Annotated in this window: 14 protein-coding genes; 9 read left to right on the top strand and 5 right to left on the bottom strand. The window is 67.8% G+C overall.

What is annotated here, in order from left to right; genetic code table 11:
- Positions 1-4: 4 nt before the first annotated feature.
- Both ACFV2O_RS28205 and ACFV2O_RS28210 read left to right on the top strand, forming a co-directional pair.
- Positions 5-988, top strand: coding sequence for an alpha-ketoacid dehydrogenase subunit beta (locus ACFV2O_RS28205; protein ID WP_379254401.1), 984 nt, complete (start codon positions 5-7; stop codon positions 986-988).
- A 17-nt stretch (positions 989-1005) separates the two neighbouring features.
- Complete coding sequence (locus tag ACFV2O_RS28210) at positions 1006-2271, top strand: dihydrolipoamide acetyltransferase family protein (protein WP_379254403.1); 1266 nt, start codon at positions 1006-1008, stop codon at positions 2269-2271.
- A gap of 11 nt (positions 2272-2282) precedes the next feature.
- On the opposite strand, the gene ACFV2O_RS28215 is transcribed toward ACFV2O_RS28210, so the two are convergent.
- Together ACFV2O_RS28215 and ACFV2O_RS28220 are read right to left on the bottom strand one after the other, a co-directional pair.
- On the bottom strand, positions 2283-2756 hold the full coding sequence (locus tag ACFV2O_RS28215; protein WP_379254405.1) for an iron chaperone: 474 nt from the start codon (positions 2754-2756) through the stop codon (positions 2283-2285).
- Between the two features lie 53 nt (positions 2757-2809).
- On the bottom strand, positions 2810-3166 hold the full coding sequence (locus ACFV2O_RS28220) for a VOC family protein (protein WP_356964301.1): 357 nt from the start codon (positions 3164-3166) through the stop codon (positions 2810-2812).
- A gap of 217 nt (positions 3167-3383) precedes the next feature.
- Between ACFV2O_RS28220 and ACFV2O_RS28225 the strand changes: the two genes are divergently transcribed.
- Entirely contained in the window at positions 3384-6179 is a 2796-nt protein-coding gene (locus ACFV2O_RS28225; protein ID WP_379254406.1) for an ATP-binding protein, read from the top strand.
- Positions 6180-6204: 25 nt separating this feature from the next.
- Here ACFV2O_RS28225 and ACFV2O_RS28230 read toward each other — a convergent pair whose 3' ends face one another.
- Positions 6205-6459: a hypothetical protein gene (locus tag ACFV2O_RS28230; RefSeq protein ID WP_364426281.1), complete on the bottom strand. Its 255-nt coding sequence runs from the start codon at positions 6457-6459 to the stop codon at positions 6205-6207.
- Between the two features lie 18 nt (positions 6460-6477).
- Here ACFV2O_RS28230 and ACFV2O_RS28235 point away from each other — a divergent pair, with 18 nt between their 5' ends.
- The gene (locus tag ACFV2O_RS28235) at positions 6478-7134 is read left to right on the top strand and encodes a hypothetical protein (RefSeq protein ID WP_379254407.1); all 657 of its coding nucleotides are present in this window, start codon (positions 6478-6480) and stop codon (positions 7132-7134) included.
- 157 nt (positions 7135-7291) lie between these two features.
- Entirely contained in the window at positions 7292-8524 is a 1233-nt protein-coding gene (locus ACFV2O_RS28240; RefSeq protein WP_379254408.1) for an MFS transporter, read from the top strand.
- A 74-nt stretch (positions 8525-8598) separates the two neighbouring features.
- Here ACFV2O_RS28240 and ACFV2O_RS28245 read toward each other — a convergent pair whose 3' ends face one another.
- Both ACFV2O_RS28245 and ACFV2O_RS28250 read right to left on the bottom strand, forming a co-directional pair.
- On the bottom strand, positions 8599-9612 hold the full coding sequence (locus ACFV2O_RS28245; protein WP_379254546.1) for an ABC transporter substrate-binding protein: 1014 nt from the start codon (positions 9610-9612) through the stop codon (positions 8599-8601).
- A gap of 170 nt (positions 9613-9782) precedes the next feature.
- Positions 9783-11288: a flavin-containing monooxygenase gene (locus ACFV2O_RS28250; protein WP_379254409.1), complete on the bottom strand. Its 1506-nt coding sequence runs from the start codon at positions 11286-11288 to the stop codon at positions 9783-9785.
- A 327-nt stretch (positions 11289-11615) separates the two neighbouring features.
- Here ACFV2O_RS28250 and ACFV2O_RS28255 point away from each other — a divergent pair, with 327 nt between their 5' ends.
- From ACFV2O_RS28255 to ACFV2O_RS28270, 4 genes are all read left to right on the top strand, one after another.
- Entirely contained in the window at positions 11616-12761 is a 1146-nt protein-coding gene (locus ACFV2O_RS28255; RefSeq protein ID WP_379254410.1) for an LLM class flavin-dependent oxidoreductase, read from the top strand.
- A gap of 99 nt (positions 12762-12860) precedes the next feature.
- On the top strand, positions 12861-14282 hold the full coding sequence (locus ACFV2O_RS28260; protein WP_355073926.1) for an amino acid permease: 1422 nt from the start codon (positions 12861-12863) through the stop codon (positions 14280-14282).
- Between the two features lie 218 nt (positions 14283-14500).
- On the top strand, positions 14501-15118 hold the full coding sequence (locus tag ACFV2O_RS28265) for a haloacid dehalogenase-like hydrolase (protein WP_355073927.1): 618 nt from the start codon (positions 14501-14503) through the stop codon (positions 15116-15118).
- Between the two features lie 180 nt (positions 15119-15298).
- A complete protein-coding gene (locus ACFV2O_RS28270; RefSeq protein WP_379254411.1) occupies positions 15299-16447 on the top strand; it encodes an acyl-CoA dehydrogenase family protein in 1149 nt (382 codons plus the stop codon).
- Positions 16448-16450: the final 3 nt, after the last annotated feature.

Below are 16450 nucleotides of genomic sequence, written 5' to 3' on the forward strand. Positions count from 1 at the left end.
TGTCATGACCTATCGTGAAGCGCTGCGCGAGACCCTCCGCGAGGAGATGCGGCGCGACGACGATGTCTTCCTCATCGGGGAGGAGATCGGCATCTTCGAAGGCTCCTACAAGATCACCGCGGGACTGCTGGCCGAGTTCGGCGAGAAGCGGGTGCGCGACACTCCCATCGCCGAGGAGGGTTTCGTCGGCGCCGCCATCGGCGCCGCCATGCTCGGACTGCGCCCGGTCGTCGAGATCATGACGATCAATTTCTCACTGCTGGCGCTGGATCAGATCGTCAACCACGCCGCGAAGATCTACGGCATGTTCGGCGGCCAGACCAGCGTGCCCATGGTCATCCGCACCCCGGGCGGCGGCGGGCAGCAACTGGGCGCGACGCATTCGCAGAACGTGGAGTTGTACTACGCCTTCGTGCCGGGCCTGAAGGTGGTCGCGCCGAGCACTCCGGCCGACGCGCGTGCGCTGCTGAAAGCCGCCATCGAAGACGACGATCCGGTGTTGTTCCTGGAGAACCTGTCGCTGTACAACACCAAAGGCGAAGTGCCGGAAGATCTTCCGAGCGCCCAGATCGGCAAGGCCGCGGTCACGAGAACCGGCTCCGACATCACGCTGATCGGGTACTCGCGAATGGCGACGATCTGCTCCGAGGTCGCCGAACGACTAGCCGCCGACGGTTTCTCGGCAGAGGTCATCGACCTGCGCAGCCTTCGTCCGCTGGACCGCGCCACCCTGATCGAGTCCGTCCGTAAGACCGGCTGCGCCGTCATCGGCGAAGACGACTGGCTCACCTACGGCATCGGCGCAGAGGTCGCGGCCTCCATCTCCGACGGCGCCTTCGACTACCTCGACGCCCCGGTTCGCCGGGTGGCCATGGCCGAGGTGCCGCTGCCCTATGCCAAGCCGCTCGAACGACTCGCCCTGCCGTCGGCCGATTCGCTGTACACCGCCGCAGTGGAAACCCTTGCGGCAGTGGGCAAGCGACGCTGAAAGACCAGAGGACATTCATGCCCGAAATCACCATGCCCCGCCTCTCCGACACCATGGAGGAAGGCGTCGTCGTCTCCTGGCTCAAGCAGGTGGGCGATCCGGTCGAACAAGGCGAAATCCTCGCCGAGATCGAAACCGACAAAGCTCTCATGGAGCTCGAGGCGTACGACAGCGGCGTGCTCGAGCAGATCCTCGCCGGTGAGGGCGCGCGGGTGCCGATCGGAACACCCATCGGCGTCATCGGCGACGGCAGCGGAACTACCGCGAGCGGCCCGAACGGGGGTACGCCCGCCCCCGCCGAGGAGCAAGCTGCCGCCGGACACGGTGCGGAGCCGGACACTCGCCCGGTTCCGGCTGTCACAGTGACCGAACCCACCGTCGACTCCCGCGCAACGGTGCAGCGAAAGAAGACGTCGCCGCTGGCGCGCAAGATCGCCGACGAACTCGGCGTCGACATCACCACCGTCGTCGGCACCGGTCCCGGTGGGCGCATCATCCGGCAGGATGTCGAATCCGCCCATCGTGCAGCCGAACTCGATCCGCCGCGGAAAGTCGTCCCCGCTCCCCCGAGCGAGCTTCCCGCTCCGGCCGCAGGCGACTACGAGGAAATTCCGCTGACCACCATCCAGCGTGTCTCGGCCACGCGGCTCACCGAGAGCAAACAACAAGCTCCGCACATCTATCTGACCAACGCGGTCGATGTGACCGACCTCTTCGACTTCCGCGCACAGGTCAACGCCACGCTGGCGCAGACAGGTGTGAAGGTCAGCGTCAACGATCTGCTGCTCAAGGCCGTCGCCGTGGCGCTGCGGAAAAACCCCTCGGTCAATGTCTCCTTCGCGGGCGACAAATTGTTGCGGCACCGTGGAATCAACCTCGGTATGGCGGTAGCGACGCCCGCGGGCCTTCTCGTTCCTGTGCTGCGCGACGCCGATCGCAAGAGCGTGTCCGAGATAGCCGCCGAGAGTAGGGACAAAGCCGAACGCGCCCGCGAACGCAAGCTGCGCACCGACGAGATGAGCGGCGGCACTTTCACCATCTCCAACCTCGGTATGTTCGGCATCGAGCACTTCACCGCCGTCATCAACCCACCGGAGGCCGCCATCCTGGCCGTCGGCGCGGCCACGGACGAACTGCGTCTGGACGACGGTGAAGTGGTGACCCGCAAGATTCTGCGGGTCACTATGTCCGCCGACCACCGCGCCATCGACGGAGCCGTGGCCGCACAGTTCCTGCAACAACTGAAGGACCTGCTGGAACATCCACTCCGCATCGTGACCTGACGCTTCGGCGCTCAGCCCACCGCCTTGCGCACCAGTTCGCCGATCCTCGCCTCCTCGGCGGCGGTCACCTTCGTCAGCGCGAAGTACGTCGGCCACATGGCGCCGTCGTCGAGGGTGGCGATATCGCTGAAACCGAGAGTCGCGTAGCGCGATTTGAATTTTTCCGCGCTCTGGAAGAAGCACACGACCTTGCCGTCCTTGGCGTAGGCGGGCATGCCGTACCACAGCTTCGGCGACAGATCCGGAGCGCTGGCTCGGACGACGGCGTGCACCCGCTCGGCCATGACGCGATCGGATTCGGCCATTCCGGCGATCTTCTCGAGCACGTCCTTCTCTCCGTCCGCCTTCGTCGCGCGCGAGCCGCGGCGCGCGGCCGTCTTCAACTCTTGGGCGTGCTCCTTCATCGCGGCGCGTTCCTCGTCGGTGAATCCCACCGCGGTCTCGGTCTTTGCGCTGGTGCGGGTGGCGGACTTCTGCGCGGTCATGAGTGTGTCTCCTTCGTCTCGGACAGGGGTGATTTCGATGGTGGTTCGGGCGCTCATCGGTCTTGGATCAGCCCGAGGACGTGGCCGTCGACGTCGGTGACGGTGGCCACCAGGCGGCCGCCGCCGACATCGTGGGCGGACTCCGCCACAGTGGCGCCCGCGGCGGTCACTTCCGCCAGCTTCGCCTCGATGTCCGGCACGTGCCAGTAGGCCACCGGTGCGGTCATTCCCTGCGGTCCGCCATTCGGCACCAGCCCGATGTGCTGGCCCTCGGCCTCGAAGCCGACGTAGTAAGGCGAGTCGGTCTGCGGCGCCGTGCCGAGCAAAGCGGTGAACAGCGCCTTGGCTGCCGCCAGGTCGGACACGGGATGCAGCACGGTCTTGATTCCCTGGGTGGGAGAGCTGGTCATGATCACTCCTGAGCTCGTCGGTCACGTCGTCCCGGTGTGCCGTTCTGTCGGGCGAACCGGGCGTGCTCACAGCATCTCTCCCGGCGAGTCCGACCCACATCCGTGGCGACTACGGAACCGTCCACTGATCGGGCCACCGATCGACTACGGCGGCAACCCGCAACCGGGGAACAGACCGAGAAGTATCAGGGCGAAGGGATACGGCAGAATCGGTGCCATGGTGGCGACGGTGGAGATCTCGGCTCGGGAAGCCGAGGTACTGGCGCTGGTGGGGGAACATCTCAGTAACGCCGAGATCGGGGCGAAGCTGTTCATCTCCGTGCGCACCGTGGAAAGCCACGTCTCCTCACTCCTGCGCAAGCTGGAGGTGCCCGATCGACGGGCACTGGCCCAGCGCGCGTCCGCTTCGGTACGCGACGACCGGCCGCACCCGGCGCCGGTCCTGCCGAGGCCGCTGACTTCCTTCATCGGCCGCGGCCGGGAGCGCGCGGAACTGACCGCGATGATCGGCGAATACCGGCAGGTGACCGCGGTCGGTCCCGGCGGAGTGGGCAAGACCCGGCTTGCGCTGGCCGTCGCGGCGGAGATGGCCGCTGCGTACACCGACGGGGTGTGGTTCGTCGACCTGGTGCCGGTCACCAGCGCGGACACCGGCGTGATCGCCGGTACGGTCGCCCTCGCGCTCGGCCTCGGCGAGCAGCCCGGCCGTGGCATGGACGAGTCTGTGCTCACCGCGCTGGCCGACCGGCACGCCTTACTGGTGCTGGACAACTGCGAGCATGTGCGCGACGGGGTGGCGCCGTTCATCGAACGACTGCTCGCGACATGTCCGCGATTGACGGTGCTGGCGACCAGCCGGGCCCGGCTGATGGTGCCGTTCGAGCGGGTGTACACGGTCGCGCCGATGTCCTTGGCCGGCGATGGCGACTCGGATGCGGTCCGGCTGTTCATGGACCGCGCGGCGGCCGGCGGCTGGCCGCCGAATCACGCCCTTCGCGACCAGGTCGCCGCCTTCTGCGAGCGACTCGATGGTGTGGCGCTGGCGATCGAGCTGGCTGCCGCACGCTGGACGACGCTCGGGCTGGATGGTCTCGAAGCCGGACTGTCGGACCAGCTCCGGATGCTCGCCGGGGGACCGCGCGCCGAGGACCGGCACCGGTCGGTGCGGGCAGCGCTGGACTGGAGCCACGCCTTGCTGGAGCCGGACGATCGAGTGCTCCTGCGCCGGGTGTCGGTCTTCATGGGTGCGTTCACCGTCGAGGCGGCGGCGCAGGTAGCGGCGTCCGAGAAAGCCGTTGTCGCAGACGGATTGGCCCGACTCGCCGAGCAGAGCCTGCTCGCGGTGACGGCATACCCGAGTGGGACCGGATACCGGGCGCTGGAAACCATCCGCCAGTACGGGACGGAGCAGCTCACGCAGGCCGGTGAACTGGCAGGCACCCGTGCGGGACACCTCCGCTGGTGCCTGGCCGAGGCCGCCGAGCTGACGGTGGTGAAAGCGGACTGGCGGGCACGATTCGACGCGGTGGCCGACGACTTCCGCGCCGCGATGGCGTGGGCGAACGATCAGCCGGAGCACCGCGCGGATGCCTTCCGCTTCGCCCAGCATCTGGCGCGACTGTGCTTCACCCGCAATCTGATCGGCGAGTCCCAGATGCGCTACGAGCAGGCGGCCGCGCTCGCCGACGACCCGTCCGCCGCCGCCTCGATGCTGCGCCATGCCGCTGCCGCGGCCGGATGTCAGATGCGGGGCGACGATATGCACCGCCTGCACCGCGCGGCCGCGGAGGCGGCCCTCAGGTCCGGCGACTCCGCCGGCGCCGCCCGCGACCTGGCGACCGCCGCTGCCAACGGCTACCGGTTCGCGAGTAAGTTCGTCCGGCCCCTGGCACCGGAGGAAGCCATCGCGCTCATCACCGAGGCGCGGCAGCTCGCCGGTGTCGACCCGGCCGCCCAGGCCGCCGTGGCGCTGGCCGAAGCCGGACGAGCGCTCACCGATGCCCTCACCGGCCTGCACTCATCCGACCTTGTGTCCGAGACCGTCGCGCGCGCCGAACGTGCCGTCGAACTCGCCAGGCACACGGCTGATCCGCTCGCGGAGTCCGCTGCGCTCGACACACTCGCCGGCGCACACAGCATGGCCGGTGACACCTTCGCCGCAGCGGCCGTTGCGCGTAGCCGAATGGTGTTGCTGAACTCCGCTCCGCATACCCCAGCCGGTACCCATGAGCTGATCGACGCGCTCGGCGAGGCCGCCGAGGCCGAACTCGGCGCGGGTGATCTGCTGGGCGCCCGCCGGTGGGCCCAGCAGCTCGCGGATCATCCGCTGCTCGCCGAGGTCGGACATCGCGCGACGAGCTGGCTGCTGGTGACCGACGCGTTGGCGGGCAATGTCGAGGAGGTACGCACCAACAGCGTCCGATTCCTCGAGTCGTGGCATCGGGTCGGCAACCCCGTCAAGTCGGTCCTCGGTCCGGCGGTAGCCGGCGTGGCGATGATCCACGACCTACGCGGCGACCATGACGCTCGGGCCGAATGGGACGCCGTCGTAGCCCGACTCGGCACGCCACCAGCGCATATCCACGGCTATGGCGCGGTCTTCGACGCACTCGCCATGCTCCACCGCGGGCAGGTCAGCGCGGCGCTGGAACGGATGGCAGCCGATCCCGGCGAGGTATGGAGATGGGTCACCTGGATCTGGCTTCACTGGTATGTGGCGCTGCGGGCTGAAGCCGCCGTGCTCGCCAAGGCCCCCGACGCCGCCGATCGCCTCGCCGAGGCCAGGACCATCGTCGCCGGAAACCCCATCGCCGGTGCCATCGTCGAGCGCGCCGCGGCATTGCACGCCGGTGACCGGCAGCGGCTGCTCGCCACGGCGGCCGCGTTCGACGCCGCCGGTTGCCGTTACCAGTCGGCGCGCACCGTGGTGCTCGCCGGTGGCGAGCACGCCGCACGCGGCGCGGCCGCGTTCGCCGAACTCGGCCTCGCCCCGATGGCGCCTATCACTTTGTGAACCGCCGTCTGCGCTCGGCTCGCGCTTACTTCCCGCGTCCCGACCAACGACGGAACAATCGCCGGACGCGCTCGCTGAGACTCGGCGCGGGTTGCGGCTGCGCACGGGCGGTTTCGGCGTCCGCCGCGGCCGACGCCGCCTGGGCCAATCGCGCGTGCAGTTGTTCGCGCACTTGGTCCGGGGTGTAGGCACGGCGGCGGCGCTCGGCGCGCACCACCACGACACCGGTGGCAACCACACCGGCCACACCCGCCAATCCCACTGCCTTCCACCACCTCATACCGCATAGGCTACGACCATGACGGGGACGGGCATCGATCTCGACCGAGCGGTCGAGGTCACCAGGACGGGTGACATCTGGCTTTTCCGTGGCCATTCCACAGCCGACCGGGTGATTCGCATGACGACGAACAGTCCGGTGAACCATGTCGGGATGTCCGTCGTGATCGACGACCTGCCCGCGCTGATCTGGCACGCGGAGCTCGGACGATCACTCACCGACATGTGGTCGGGGACCGCGCACCGTGGCGCCCAGTTGCACAATCTGCGCGATGCCGTTCTGGTCTGGGCACACCGCTACGGTCAGCAGGCATGGTTGCGCCAGTTGAACCCTCCCGCCACCCGCGCCATGGAGGACGGCGCGCTGCGCGCCATCGCCCGGCTCGACGGCACTCCGTTCCCCTCCACCGCGGGCTTGGCGGGGCGCTGGCTCCGCGGTCGGGCGCGTCTGCCCCGCAGGAAGACGAGCGGATCGACCGCCCGCGACCTGGAGAACGCGTACTGTGCCGAAATCGTCGCCGCCACATACCAAGCGATGGGTCTGCTGCCCGAGCGCCGCAGCCCCGACTGGTACGACCCGGGCCGATTCTGGAGCGGAGACCGACTGCAACTGTCCGGCGACTACGCATTGAGCGGCGAAATAGCCGTACGGACACCGGCTCGCACGGATTCCTGACGCGAACACGAGAGCGGACCCGGCGGTCCCGAAGTAAAAATCACCGCGATTTTCACAATATGGAGCGGATAAGAATATCCGTACTGTGGGGCCATATGGTCCCATCATCCTATCTGCGCAGGGCGCATTACTTACCGGCGCATATTCGAGTTGTCGCATGACCACCTACCGGCAGGACGGATCGTCGGTCGAACTTCCCTCACTTCGGCCATTGTTGTTCACCGTTTACGTACCCGCGGCGGCGTACGGGATCGGCATGGGAGCCGCGGCGCCTGTCATGGCACTCACCGCGCTCGACCTGGGCGCGTCGGCCGCCGTCGCTGGTCTGACCGTCGCCCTGGTCGGCCTCGGACAGATACTCGGCGACATTCCCGCGGGCCAGGTCGTCGCCCGGCTCGGTGAGCGGATCTCCATCATCGCCGCGAGTACGGCGGGTTCGATCGGCGTGCTGTTGTGCTTGTTCGCACCGGCGGTGCCGATTCTTGGTGCAGGGCTGATAATCGTCGGACTGTCGAATGCGGTCTGGGGATTGGCTCGAATGAGCTATCTGTCGGAAGTGGTGCCGTTCGAACGCCGAGCGCGGGCGATGGCGTTATTCGGCGGAGCCATGCGACTGGGATTCTTCGCCGGACCATTTCTCGGCGCGGCCGCTATCACCGGCCTCGGCACGCGCGGCGGATTCGTCGTCCAGTTGATCGCCATCGCGATCGCCGGATGGCTGATGGCCCGGCTGCCGGACCCGCAGGCCTCGGCCGCCGGAGCGATACCGAAACCGCCGCTGTCCCTGGTCGAGATCACGCGAGCACATCGCGCGCTGTTACTGACGCTGGGCGCCGGGTCGTTGTTGATGGGTGCGGCGCGTTCGTCACGGGAAGCCGTACTGCCGCTCTGGGCCGATCATCTCGGCGTCGACGCTGCTACCGCGAGCCTCATTTTCGGCATCGGGGCGGGCCTCGATGTACTGTGCGCATATCCCGCAGGACATTTGATGGACCGGTACGGCAGGAGATTCATCGCCGTGCCGTCGTTGGTCATCCTGGCCGTCGCGTATTTGTCGGTGCCGCTGACCGATTCGGCGCTCACACTCGGCATCGCGGCGATCGTCATGGGGATCGGCAACGGCATCGGCAACGGTGTCATCATGACCATCGGCGCCGATATCGCGCCCGCCGCAAGCCGTGCCGAGTTCCTCGCCGCGTGGCGGCTCACCCACGACGGCGGTTTCTTCGTGGGCCCGTTGGTGATCAGCGGATTGGCGGCGATCGGTCCGCTGGCCGTGGCGGTCCTCGCCATCGGAGGCGTGTCGGCCCTCGGCGCCGGGGTGATGGCGCGATACATTCCGGTGTACATCCCTTGGCCCAAACCGAGCTATCGCGCAGTTCAGCCGTAGTTACCGTTCTCGGCCGACCGAATGAGGAAGACGGATCGGGCTCGCGCGCAACGACACCCGATCCGTCGCATGCATTACTTCGGAGCCTGCGAGTTGTACTTGTTGGTGTAGAACTTCGACGGCTCGAACGAACCGGTGATGGCGCCGGTATCCCGCAACCAATCCTCCCAGCGCACGAAGTCGGCATCGACGATCACGCCGTTGACGGCAGGCACTCCGACCGAAAGCCAGTACTTCACCGACGAGGCGTCCTCCCCCGAACGCTTTCGCTTCTCGATGATTTCGGTGAACTTCGCGACCACCTGGTCACGAGGAGTCGTCTTCAGCCATTCGATCGCCTTGGCGACCCCGTCGACGAATGCCCGGACACTGTCGGGGTTCTTGGCGATGAAGTCGTTGCGGAACACGTACTGGCCGCCGTTGAAGGGGCCGAACTCCTCGTAGTCGGTGAAGACCGGACGAAGGCCGCCATTGGCGATCGCGCGCTGCTGGAATTGTCCGCTCAGCGCGGCCACGTCGACCTGGCCGCGCCGCACGGCGTCCTCGGTATTCGGCGGGGGCAGCACTACCAGCTGAACCGATTTGATCTGCTGCTCGTTGAAACCGGCCTTCTTCAGCGCCGTGTGGATGTCCGCCTCGGACTGACCACCCAGGGTGTTCACCCCGATCTTCTTGTCCAGCAAATCTTTCGGAGTCCTGATCGGACTGTTCTCGGGAACATAGAATCCGGTGAACGTCTTCTCATCGGATCCGTAGTAGTTCACCACCGCCGTGATCGGCGCACCACCCTGCGCCAGTTTCGCGACCGCGCCGCCGAACGCGCCGCCGAAATCGACCTGACCGGTCGCCGCCGATTGGATGTCCTGCGGACCGCTGATGGTATTGCCCTGCCATTCGAGCTTCACTTTGCCGTCGAAGAAGCCCAGATCCTCCGCGAGTTCGGGAATGACAACTTGCGAGGCCCAGCCTTGATACCGCAGGACCGGCACACCGCCGGAGGTGCGGACCTCCCCGCCACCGCATGCGGTCGAAAGCAGTGCCAGAGTTGTGGCGACTACCGCGCCTATTAAAAACTTACTGCGCGTTATCACGCTCATACTCTCCCTCGATACATCCGCCGACGCGCCATCGCGTCGCAGTGCAGCGATCGTTGAGCATGCGCTATTTCGTGTCCAGGGTTGTCTTCGGCGCGATTCGAAAACGACACGCACTCGCGGCAGGCACATCGTCGTGCCCGCCGCGGTGCGACGCCCCGCGATCAGGCGCTGCGCGTACCTTCCAGTGGCCGTGTGGCGGTCGACTTCTCGGTCCGCCTGAAGGTCAGCACCCCGTCTTCGAGCGCGCCCTTGCGCAGCAGCTTGCGATCGCGGAAGTAGTTGTTGATCACCTGCCACGGGCCATTGGTGCCCTGCCGCGGCATCACCGCGTCGCCGCGCCGGATGTAGCCGGAGGTCAGTGCCCCGCCCATCACCGAGTCGGCGCCTCGGTCGCGCTCGGTGGCGACGGCCTCGACCCGGGTGAAACCGTTCTTCCTCATGTGGTTGAGCACCCGGCAGAAGTACTCGGCCGCCAAGTCCGCTTTCAGCGTCCAGGACGCGTTGGTGTAGCCGAGCACCATCATCGCGTTCGGCACGCTGTCGAGCATGGCCCCCTTGTAGACCACCCGGTCCCGGGTCACCACCGGCTCGCCGTCGATCTCCAGGGTCATGCCGCCGAGCATCTGCACGCTCAGGCCGGTGGCGCTGATGACCAGATCGGCGGGCAGTTCCTCGCCGGAGGCCAAGCGGATGCCGGTCTCGGTGAAGGTCTCGATGCGGTCGGTGACGATGGAGGCCTTGCCGCTGCGCAGCACCTTGAACAGGTCACCGTTGGGAACCACGCACAGCCTCTGGTCCCACGGGTTGTAGTTCGGCGTGAAATGGCGCATGTCGATGCCGGGGCCGACCTGCATGCGCACGGCGGCCAGCAGGAGCTTCTTCGCCGCCTCCGGGTTGGTGCGGGAGAGTTGGAAGCTCGCGCGCTGCAAGGCGATATTGCGGGCCCGGCCGATCCGGTAGGCCAGCTTCTCCGGCACCTTGGCGGCTTTCATCCCCACCGCGACCGGGTCGTCGGCGGGCAGCGCGGTGATGTACGTCGGCGAGCGCTGCAGCATGGTGACGTGCGCCGCCGCGTCGCTCATGGCCGGGATCAGAGTGATCGCGGTGGCGCCGGAGCCGATCACCACCACCCTCTTGCCTGCGTAGTCGAGGTCTTCCGGCCAGTGCTGGGGATGCACGATGCGCCCACCGAAGTTCTCCTCACCGGGGAACTGCGGACGGTAGCCGTTGTCGTAGTCGTAGTAGCCGGTGCAGCCGACCAGGAAGTCGCTGGTGTGGATCTCGGTCTCGCCGGTCTGCTCGTCGACCGCCTCGACCGTCCAGGTGGCCGTCTCGCTCGACCAGCGGGCCGTGGTGACCTTGCGGCCGAACCGGATGTGCTCGGTGACGCCGTACTCGGCCGCCGTCTCCTCGATGTAATGGCGGATGTGCGGGCCGTCGGCGAGGACCTTGGTGCCGTTCCACGGGCGGAAGCCGTAGCCGAAGGTGTACATGTCGGAATCGGATCGGATGCCGGGGTAACGAAACAGATCCCAGGTGCCGCCGACGGCGTGCCTGCGTTCCAGGATCGCGTAACTGCGTCCCGTCTGCTCTTTGGTGAGATGGCAGGCCATGCCGATTCCGGACAGCCCAGCGCCGATGATCAATACGTCGACATGCCGCGTCATTGAGGTACTCGTTTCGTCCGGTCCGCCTCGCACACCTGAGGGTGCGTGCTGAGGCCAGATTACGTGTTATTCGTGGTTACGTCTAGTCACGAATAGTGACACGTACCGAGACCGGAATAAAAACCGGCATGGTTTCAAATCGTGACCTGAGCCGGCGGTGCGCCCAGCATGGATCACTGCGGCGCGCCCACAAGGCGCACCGCCCGATCTGTCCCACCCGAGGTGCCGCGGGGCCGTTGTGACCGCGACACCGGTTCGGGTCGCTTCGCGTGCGAGCTGGTCACCGCGGTGGCTCGGCCGCGGTCTCCGGAAGGGAGTTGGCTCAGCATGAGTCTGTCGTTCCACTGGTTCCTCCCCACTTACGGCGATTCCCGCGGACTGGTCGCGGGCGGGCACGGCACCTTCATGTCCGGTGACCGCCCGGCCAGCCTGCGGTATCTGAACCAGATCGGCGCCGCCGCCGAGGACAACGGGTTCGAGGCCGTGCTCACCCCCACCGGCGCGTGGTGCGAGGACGCCTGGCTGACCACCGCGATGATGGTGGAGACCACCGAGACGCTGAAGTTCCTGGTGGCATTCCGCCCCGGCCTGGTCAGCCCGACGCTCGCGGCACAGATGGCGGCCACCTTCCAGCGGCATTCCGGGGGCAGGCTGCTGCTCAACGTGGTGACCGGTGGCGAGCCGCACGAGCAGCAGGCCTACGGCGACTTCCTGGACAAGTCCCAGCGCTACGCACGCACCGGCGAATTCTTGCATGTGGTGCGGGAACTGTGGACCTCCACCGAGCCGGTGACGTTCGAAGGCGAACACATCCGAGTCGAGCAGGCACTGCTGAGCAATCGACCGGACCCGGTGCCGCCGGTGTTCTTCGGCGGTTCCTCCGAACCCGCGGGCCCGATCGCGGCCCGCTATAGCGACACCTACCTGACCTGGGGCGAGCCGCTGCTCGCGGTGAGCAGGAAGCTGGAATGGATCCGCCGTCTGGCGGTGGACCACGGACGCGTCCTCGACTACGGCCTGCGCATCCACGTGATCAGCCGTGACACCTCCGAGCAAGCCTGGGCCGAGGCCGACCGGCTGCTGGCCGGCATCGACCCCGCCGATATCGAGCGGGTGCAGGCGAACCTGGCGCGCAGCGAATCCGAAGGCCAGCGGCGCATGCTGGAACTGCACGGCGGCAGCACCGCACGGCTGGAGATCGCGCCCAACCTCTGGGCGGGCGTCGGCCTGGTCCGCGGCGGCGCGGGCACCGCACTGGTCGGCTCGCATGCCGAAGTCGCCGAACGGCTGGCCGAATACGCGCGCCTGGGCATCACCCACTTCATCCTCTCCGGCTATCCGCACTTGGAAGAGGCGTACTGGTTCGGCGAAGGCGTGCTGCCGATCCTGGAGCGCAAAGGCCTGTGGCGGCATCCCAACCGCACCGAGCACATCGCCGCCGCCACGCCCTTCGCGACGTCATCCGGCAGCTGAGCGCAACACCCCAGTTATTCCCACGCGCTGCTGCGCGGCGAGAATGGTCTATCTGTCCGGCACACCGGCCGCGACCGACGGACCGTTCCCGAGGGAGTCATGACCACCGCATCAGCCCGGCGATGGCGCCGCCGCCTGCCCGACACCGCGACCGAAGCGGGCGCGCCCACGCTGGCGCGCAGGCTCGGTCGGCTCGATCTCACCGCCATGGGCGTCGGCACCATCGTCGGCGCGGGGATCTTCGTCATCACCGGCGTGGCGGCCGCGGAGAAGGCCGGGCCCGCCATCATGCTGTCGTTCGCCTTGGCCGGAACGGTGTGCGTGCTGGTAGCGCTGTGCTACAGCGAACTCGCGGCGATGGTGCCGGTCTCCGGCAGCGCCTACACCTATACCTACGCGACCCTTGGCGAAGCACCGGCGTTCCTGGTCGGCTGGAACCTGCTGCTGGAGTTCGTCATCGCGGGCGCCGCGGTGGCGATCGGCTGGTCCGCGACCACGGTGTCCGCGCTCGATTCACTGTTCGGCATCACCGTCCCGCACGCACTCGTCGCGGGGCCCGGAGAAGGCGGCGTGGTGAACCTGCCCGCCGTACTGATCGTCGCCGCCGTCGTCGCGGTGCTGGTGGGTGAGGTGACGTTCACCGCCCGCATCACCAAGGCGCTGGTCCTGGTGACCATCGGTGTGCTGGTGCTGGTGATCGCCGTCGGCACCCCGCACGTGAGCGTGGACAACTGGACCCCGTTCGCGCCGTTCGGGCTCGGTGGGATCATCGGCGGCGCCGCGATCGCGTTCTTCGCCTTCCTCGGTTTCGACGTGGTCGCCGCGTCGGCGGAGGAGGCGCGCAACCCTCGGCGCGACGTACCCTTCGCCATCATCGGCACGGTGCTCATCGCCACCGTGCTCTACGCGCTGGTCAGCGCCGTGCTCACCGGCATGGTGCCGTTCGTGACGCTGAACAACAGCGCACCGATCGCCGCCGCGTTCGGCGCGGTGCGCATCGGCTGGATCGGCGACGTCATCGTGATCGCCTCGATCATCGCGCTCACCAAGGGTTTGCTGCTGATCGTGTACGCGCAGGTGCGGTTGATGTTCGCGATGTGCCGTGACCGGCTGCTGCCCTACTCCCTCGCGGCCACCGGCAAACGTGCCACTCCGGTGCGGCTGACGTTGCTGCTGGGAGCGCTCGGCGCGGTCATCGCGGGACTGCTGCCGATCGACATCGTGGTGGAACTGGTGAACATCGGCGCGCTGTCGGCGTTCGCGGTGGTGTGCGTGGGCGTGCTGGTGCTGCGCCGGGTGGAGCCCGAGCGCGAACGCCCGTTCCGCACCCCGCTGGTGCCCGTGGTTCCGGTGCTCGCGCTGATCGGGTGCCTGCTGCTGGCGACCACGCTGGATGCGCTGACCTGGGTGCGGTTCGGCGTGTGGGTGCTGGTCGGCATCGCGGTCTACCTCGGATACGGACGCAAGCGCTCCACCCTCGCCGAACCGCGGCTGGACGCCGCCCCGCCGACCGGATCCTGACTCGGCGATACACCTGACGCCGATTTGCACTCGCTGCCGAAACATTCTGCGGCACAATCTTTTATCCGGCATCGAGTGCATCGGCGGTTCCACGTGGATCACGACGGGCACCGCCACCACGCGACACGCTCCGCACGATCCCACCACTCGCGCGGCCGAGTTGTGAATCACAACATCCGGACCGGCACGCCGCGGCATGGGCGATTAGGGTCGGTCAGGTGACCTGGACCGTGGGCTTCGACCTCGACATGACGCTGATCGACTCGCGGCCGGGCGTCGCGCGGGCCATCGACCTGCTCGGCATCGAATTCGATCTGCCGCTGAACGGGACGACCTTCGCCGATCGGCTCGGCCCGCCGCTGGCCACCTTGCTCGTCGAAGCGGGCGCACCCGAGGATCTCGTTCCGGCCCTGGTGACCCGCTACCGCGCGCTCTATCCGACGATCGTGTCGAGCATTCCCCCCATGCCCGGCGCGCAAGCCGCGCTGGCGGCTGTCGAGGCACGTGACGGACGAGTGGTCGTCGTCACCGGCAAGCACGCCCCGCTCGCGCAGTTGCACCTCGCCGAACTCGGTTGGCGCGTCGATCATCTCGCGGGCGACCTCTGGTCGGCAGGCAAGGCGGCGACGCTGCGCGAACAGGGTGCGAATCTGTTCGTCGGCGACCACGTCGGCGACATGAACGGCGCGCGCGCCGCGGACGTCTTCGCGGTCGGCGTCAGCACCGGTCCGTGCTCGGCCGACGAACTGCGCGCGGCGGGCGCGGACGTGGTGCTTGCCGACCTCACCGAGTTCCCCGCCTGGCTCGCGACGGAATTCGGAGCGGTCACCGCTTAACCCACCTCCGATCACGGCTCCTCCCCTTCGGGGCCGCTCGCCCGGTCACCACGGCCATGTGCGACGGGCCGATAGCGGCACGACGCATTCGCGGGTGAAACGACGGCCGACCCAGCCCTCCGCGAACGCTCCACGCCGAAAACTTGCGGTGCAAGTTTTTTCTTCGCTAGCCTACCGCGCATGAACCTCGAACTGTCCGGCGAGCAGACGGCGGCGCGACAGCTGGCGGCCGATTTCGTCGACCGGGAGATCGCGCCGCACGCCACCCGGTGGGATCGCGACGAACAGGTGGACCGGTCGATCGTCGCCCGGCTCGGCGAACTGGGCTTCCTCGGGCTCACCATCCCCGAGCAGTACGGCGGCAGCGCGGGCGACCACCTCACGTACTGCCTGGTCCTGGAGGAATTAGGGCGCGGCGACTCCTCCGTGCGCGGCATCGTCTCGGTGTCGCTCGGCTTGGTCGCCAAGTCGATTCACCACTTCGGCACCGAGGAACAGAAGCAGGCCTGGCTCACGCGGCTGGTCGCAGGCGAGGCGCTCGGCTGTTTCGCGCTCACCGAGCCAGGTACCGGATCCGACGCCGCCCAGTTGCGCACCCGCGCGGTGCGCGACGGCTCGGACTGGGTGCTGTCGGGCACGAAGATGTTCATCACCAACGGCACGTGGGCCGATGTGGCGCTGGTGTTCGCGCGTACCGGCGGCGAAGGGCATCGGGGCATCAGCGCGTTCCTGGTCCCGACCGACTCCCCCGGCTTCACCGCGCGGGAGATCCACGGCAAGCTCGGGCTGCGCGGACAGGCCACCGCCGAACTCGTGCTCGACGGGGTGCGCGTCCCCGACGGCGCCCGCCTGCACGCCGAGGGCAAAGGCTTCACCGTGGCGATGGCGGCGCTGGCCAAGGGCCGCATGTCGGTCGCGGCCGGTTGCGTCGGGCTGGCGCAGGCGTGCTTGGACGCCGCCGTCGGCTACGCCACCCAGCGGGAACAGTTCGGCAAGCCGATCGCAGCCCACCAGCTGGTGCAGGAACTGCTCGCCGACATCGCGCTGGACGTCGACGCGGCGCGGCTGCTGGTGTGGCGGGTCGCCGATCTCGTCGACCGCGGCGAGGAATTCGCCCTGGCGTCCTCCAAGGCGAAGCTGTTCGCTTCCGAGGCCGCGGTCCGTGCGGCCGATCGCGCGGTGCAGGTGTTCGGCGGCTACGGGTACATCGACGAATTCCCCGTCGGCAAGTATCTGCGCGACGCCAAGGTGATGACCCTCTACGAGGGCACGAGCCAGATCCAGAAACTGCTCATCGGCCGCGCACTGACCGGCGTCGCCGCGTTCTGACAG

Source organism: Nocardia sp. NPDC059691, from assembly GCF_042733915.1.
In the GTDB taxonomy this organism is placed as follows: Bacteria; Actinomycetota; Actinomycetes; order Mycobacteriales; family Mycobacteriaceae; genus Nocardia; species Nocardia sichangensis.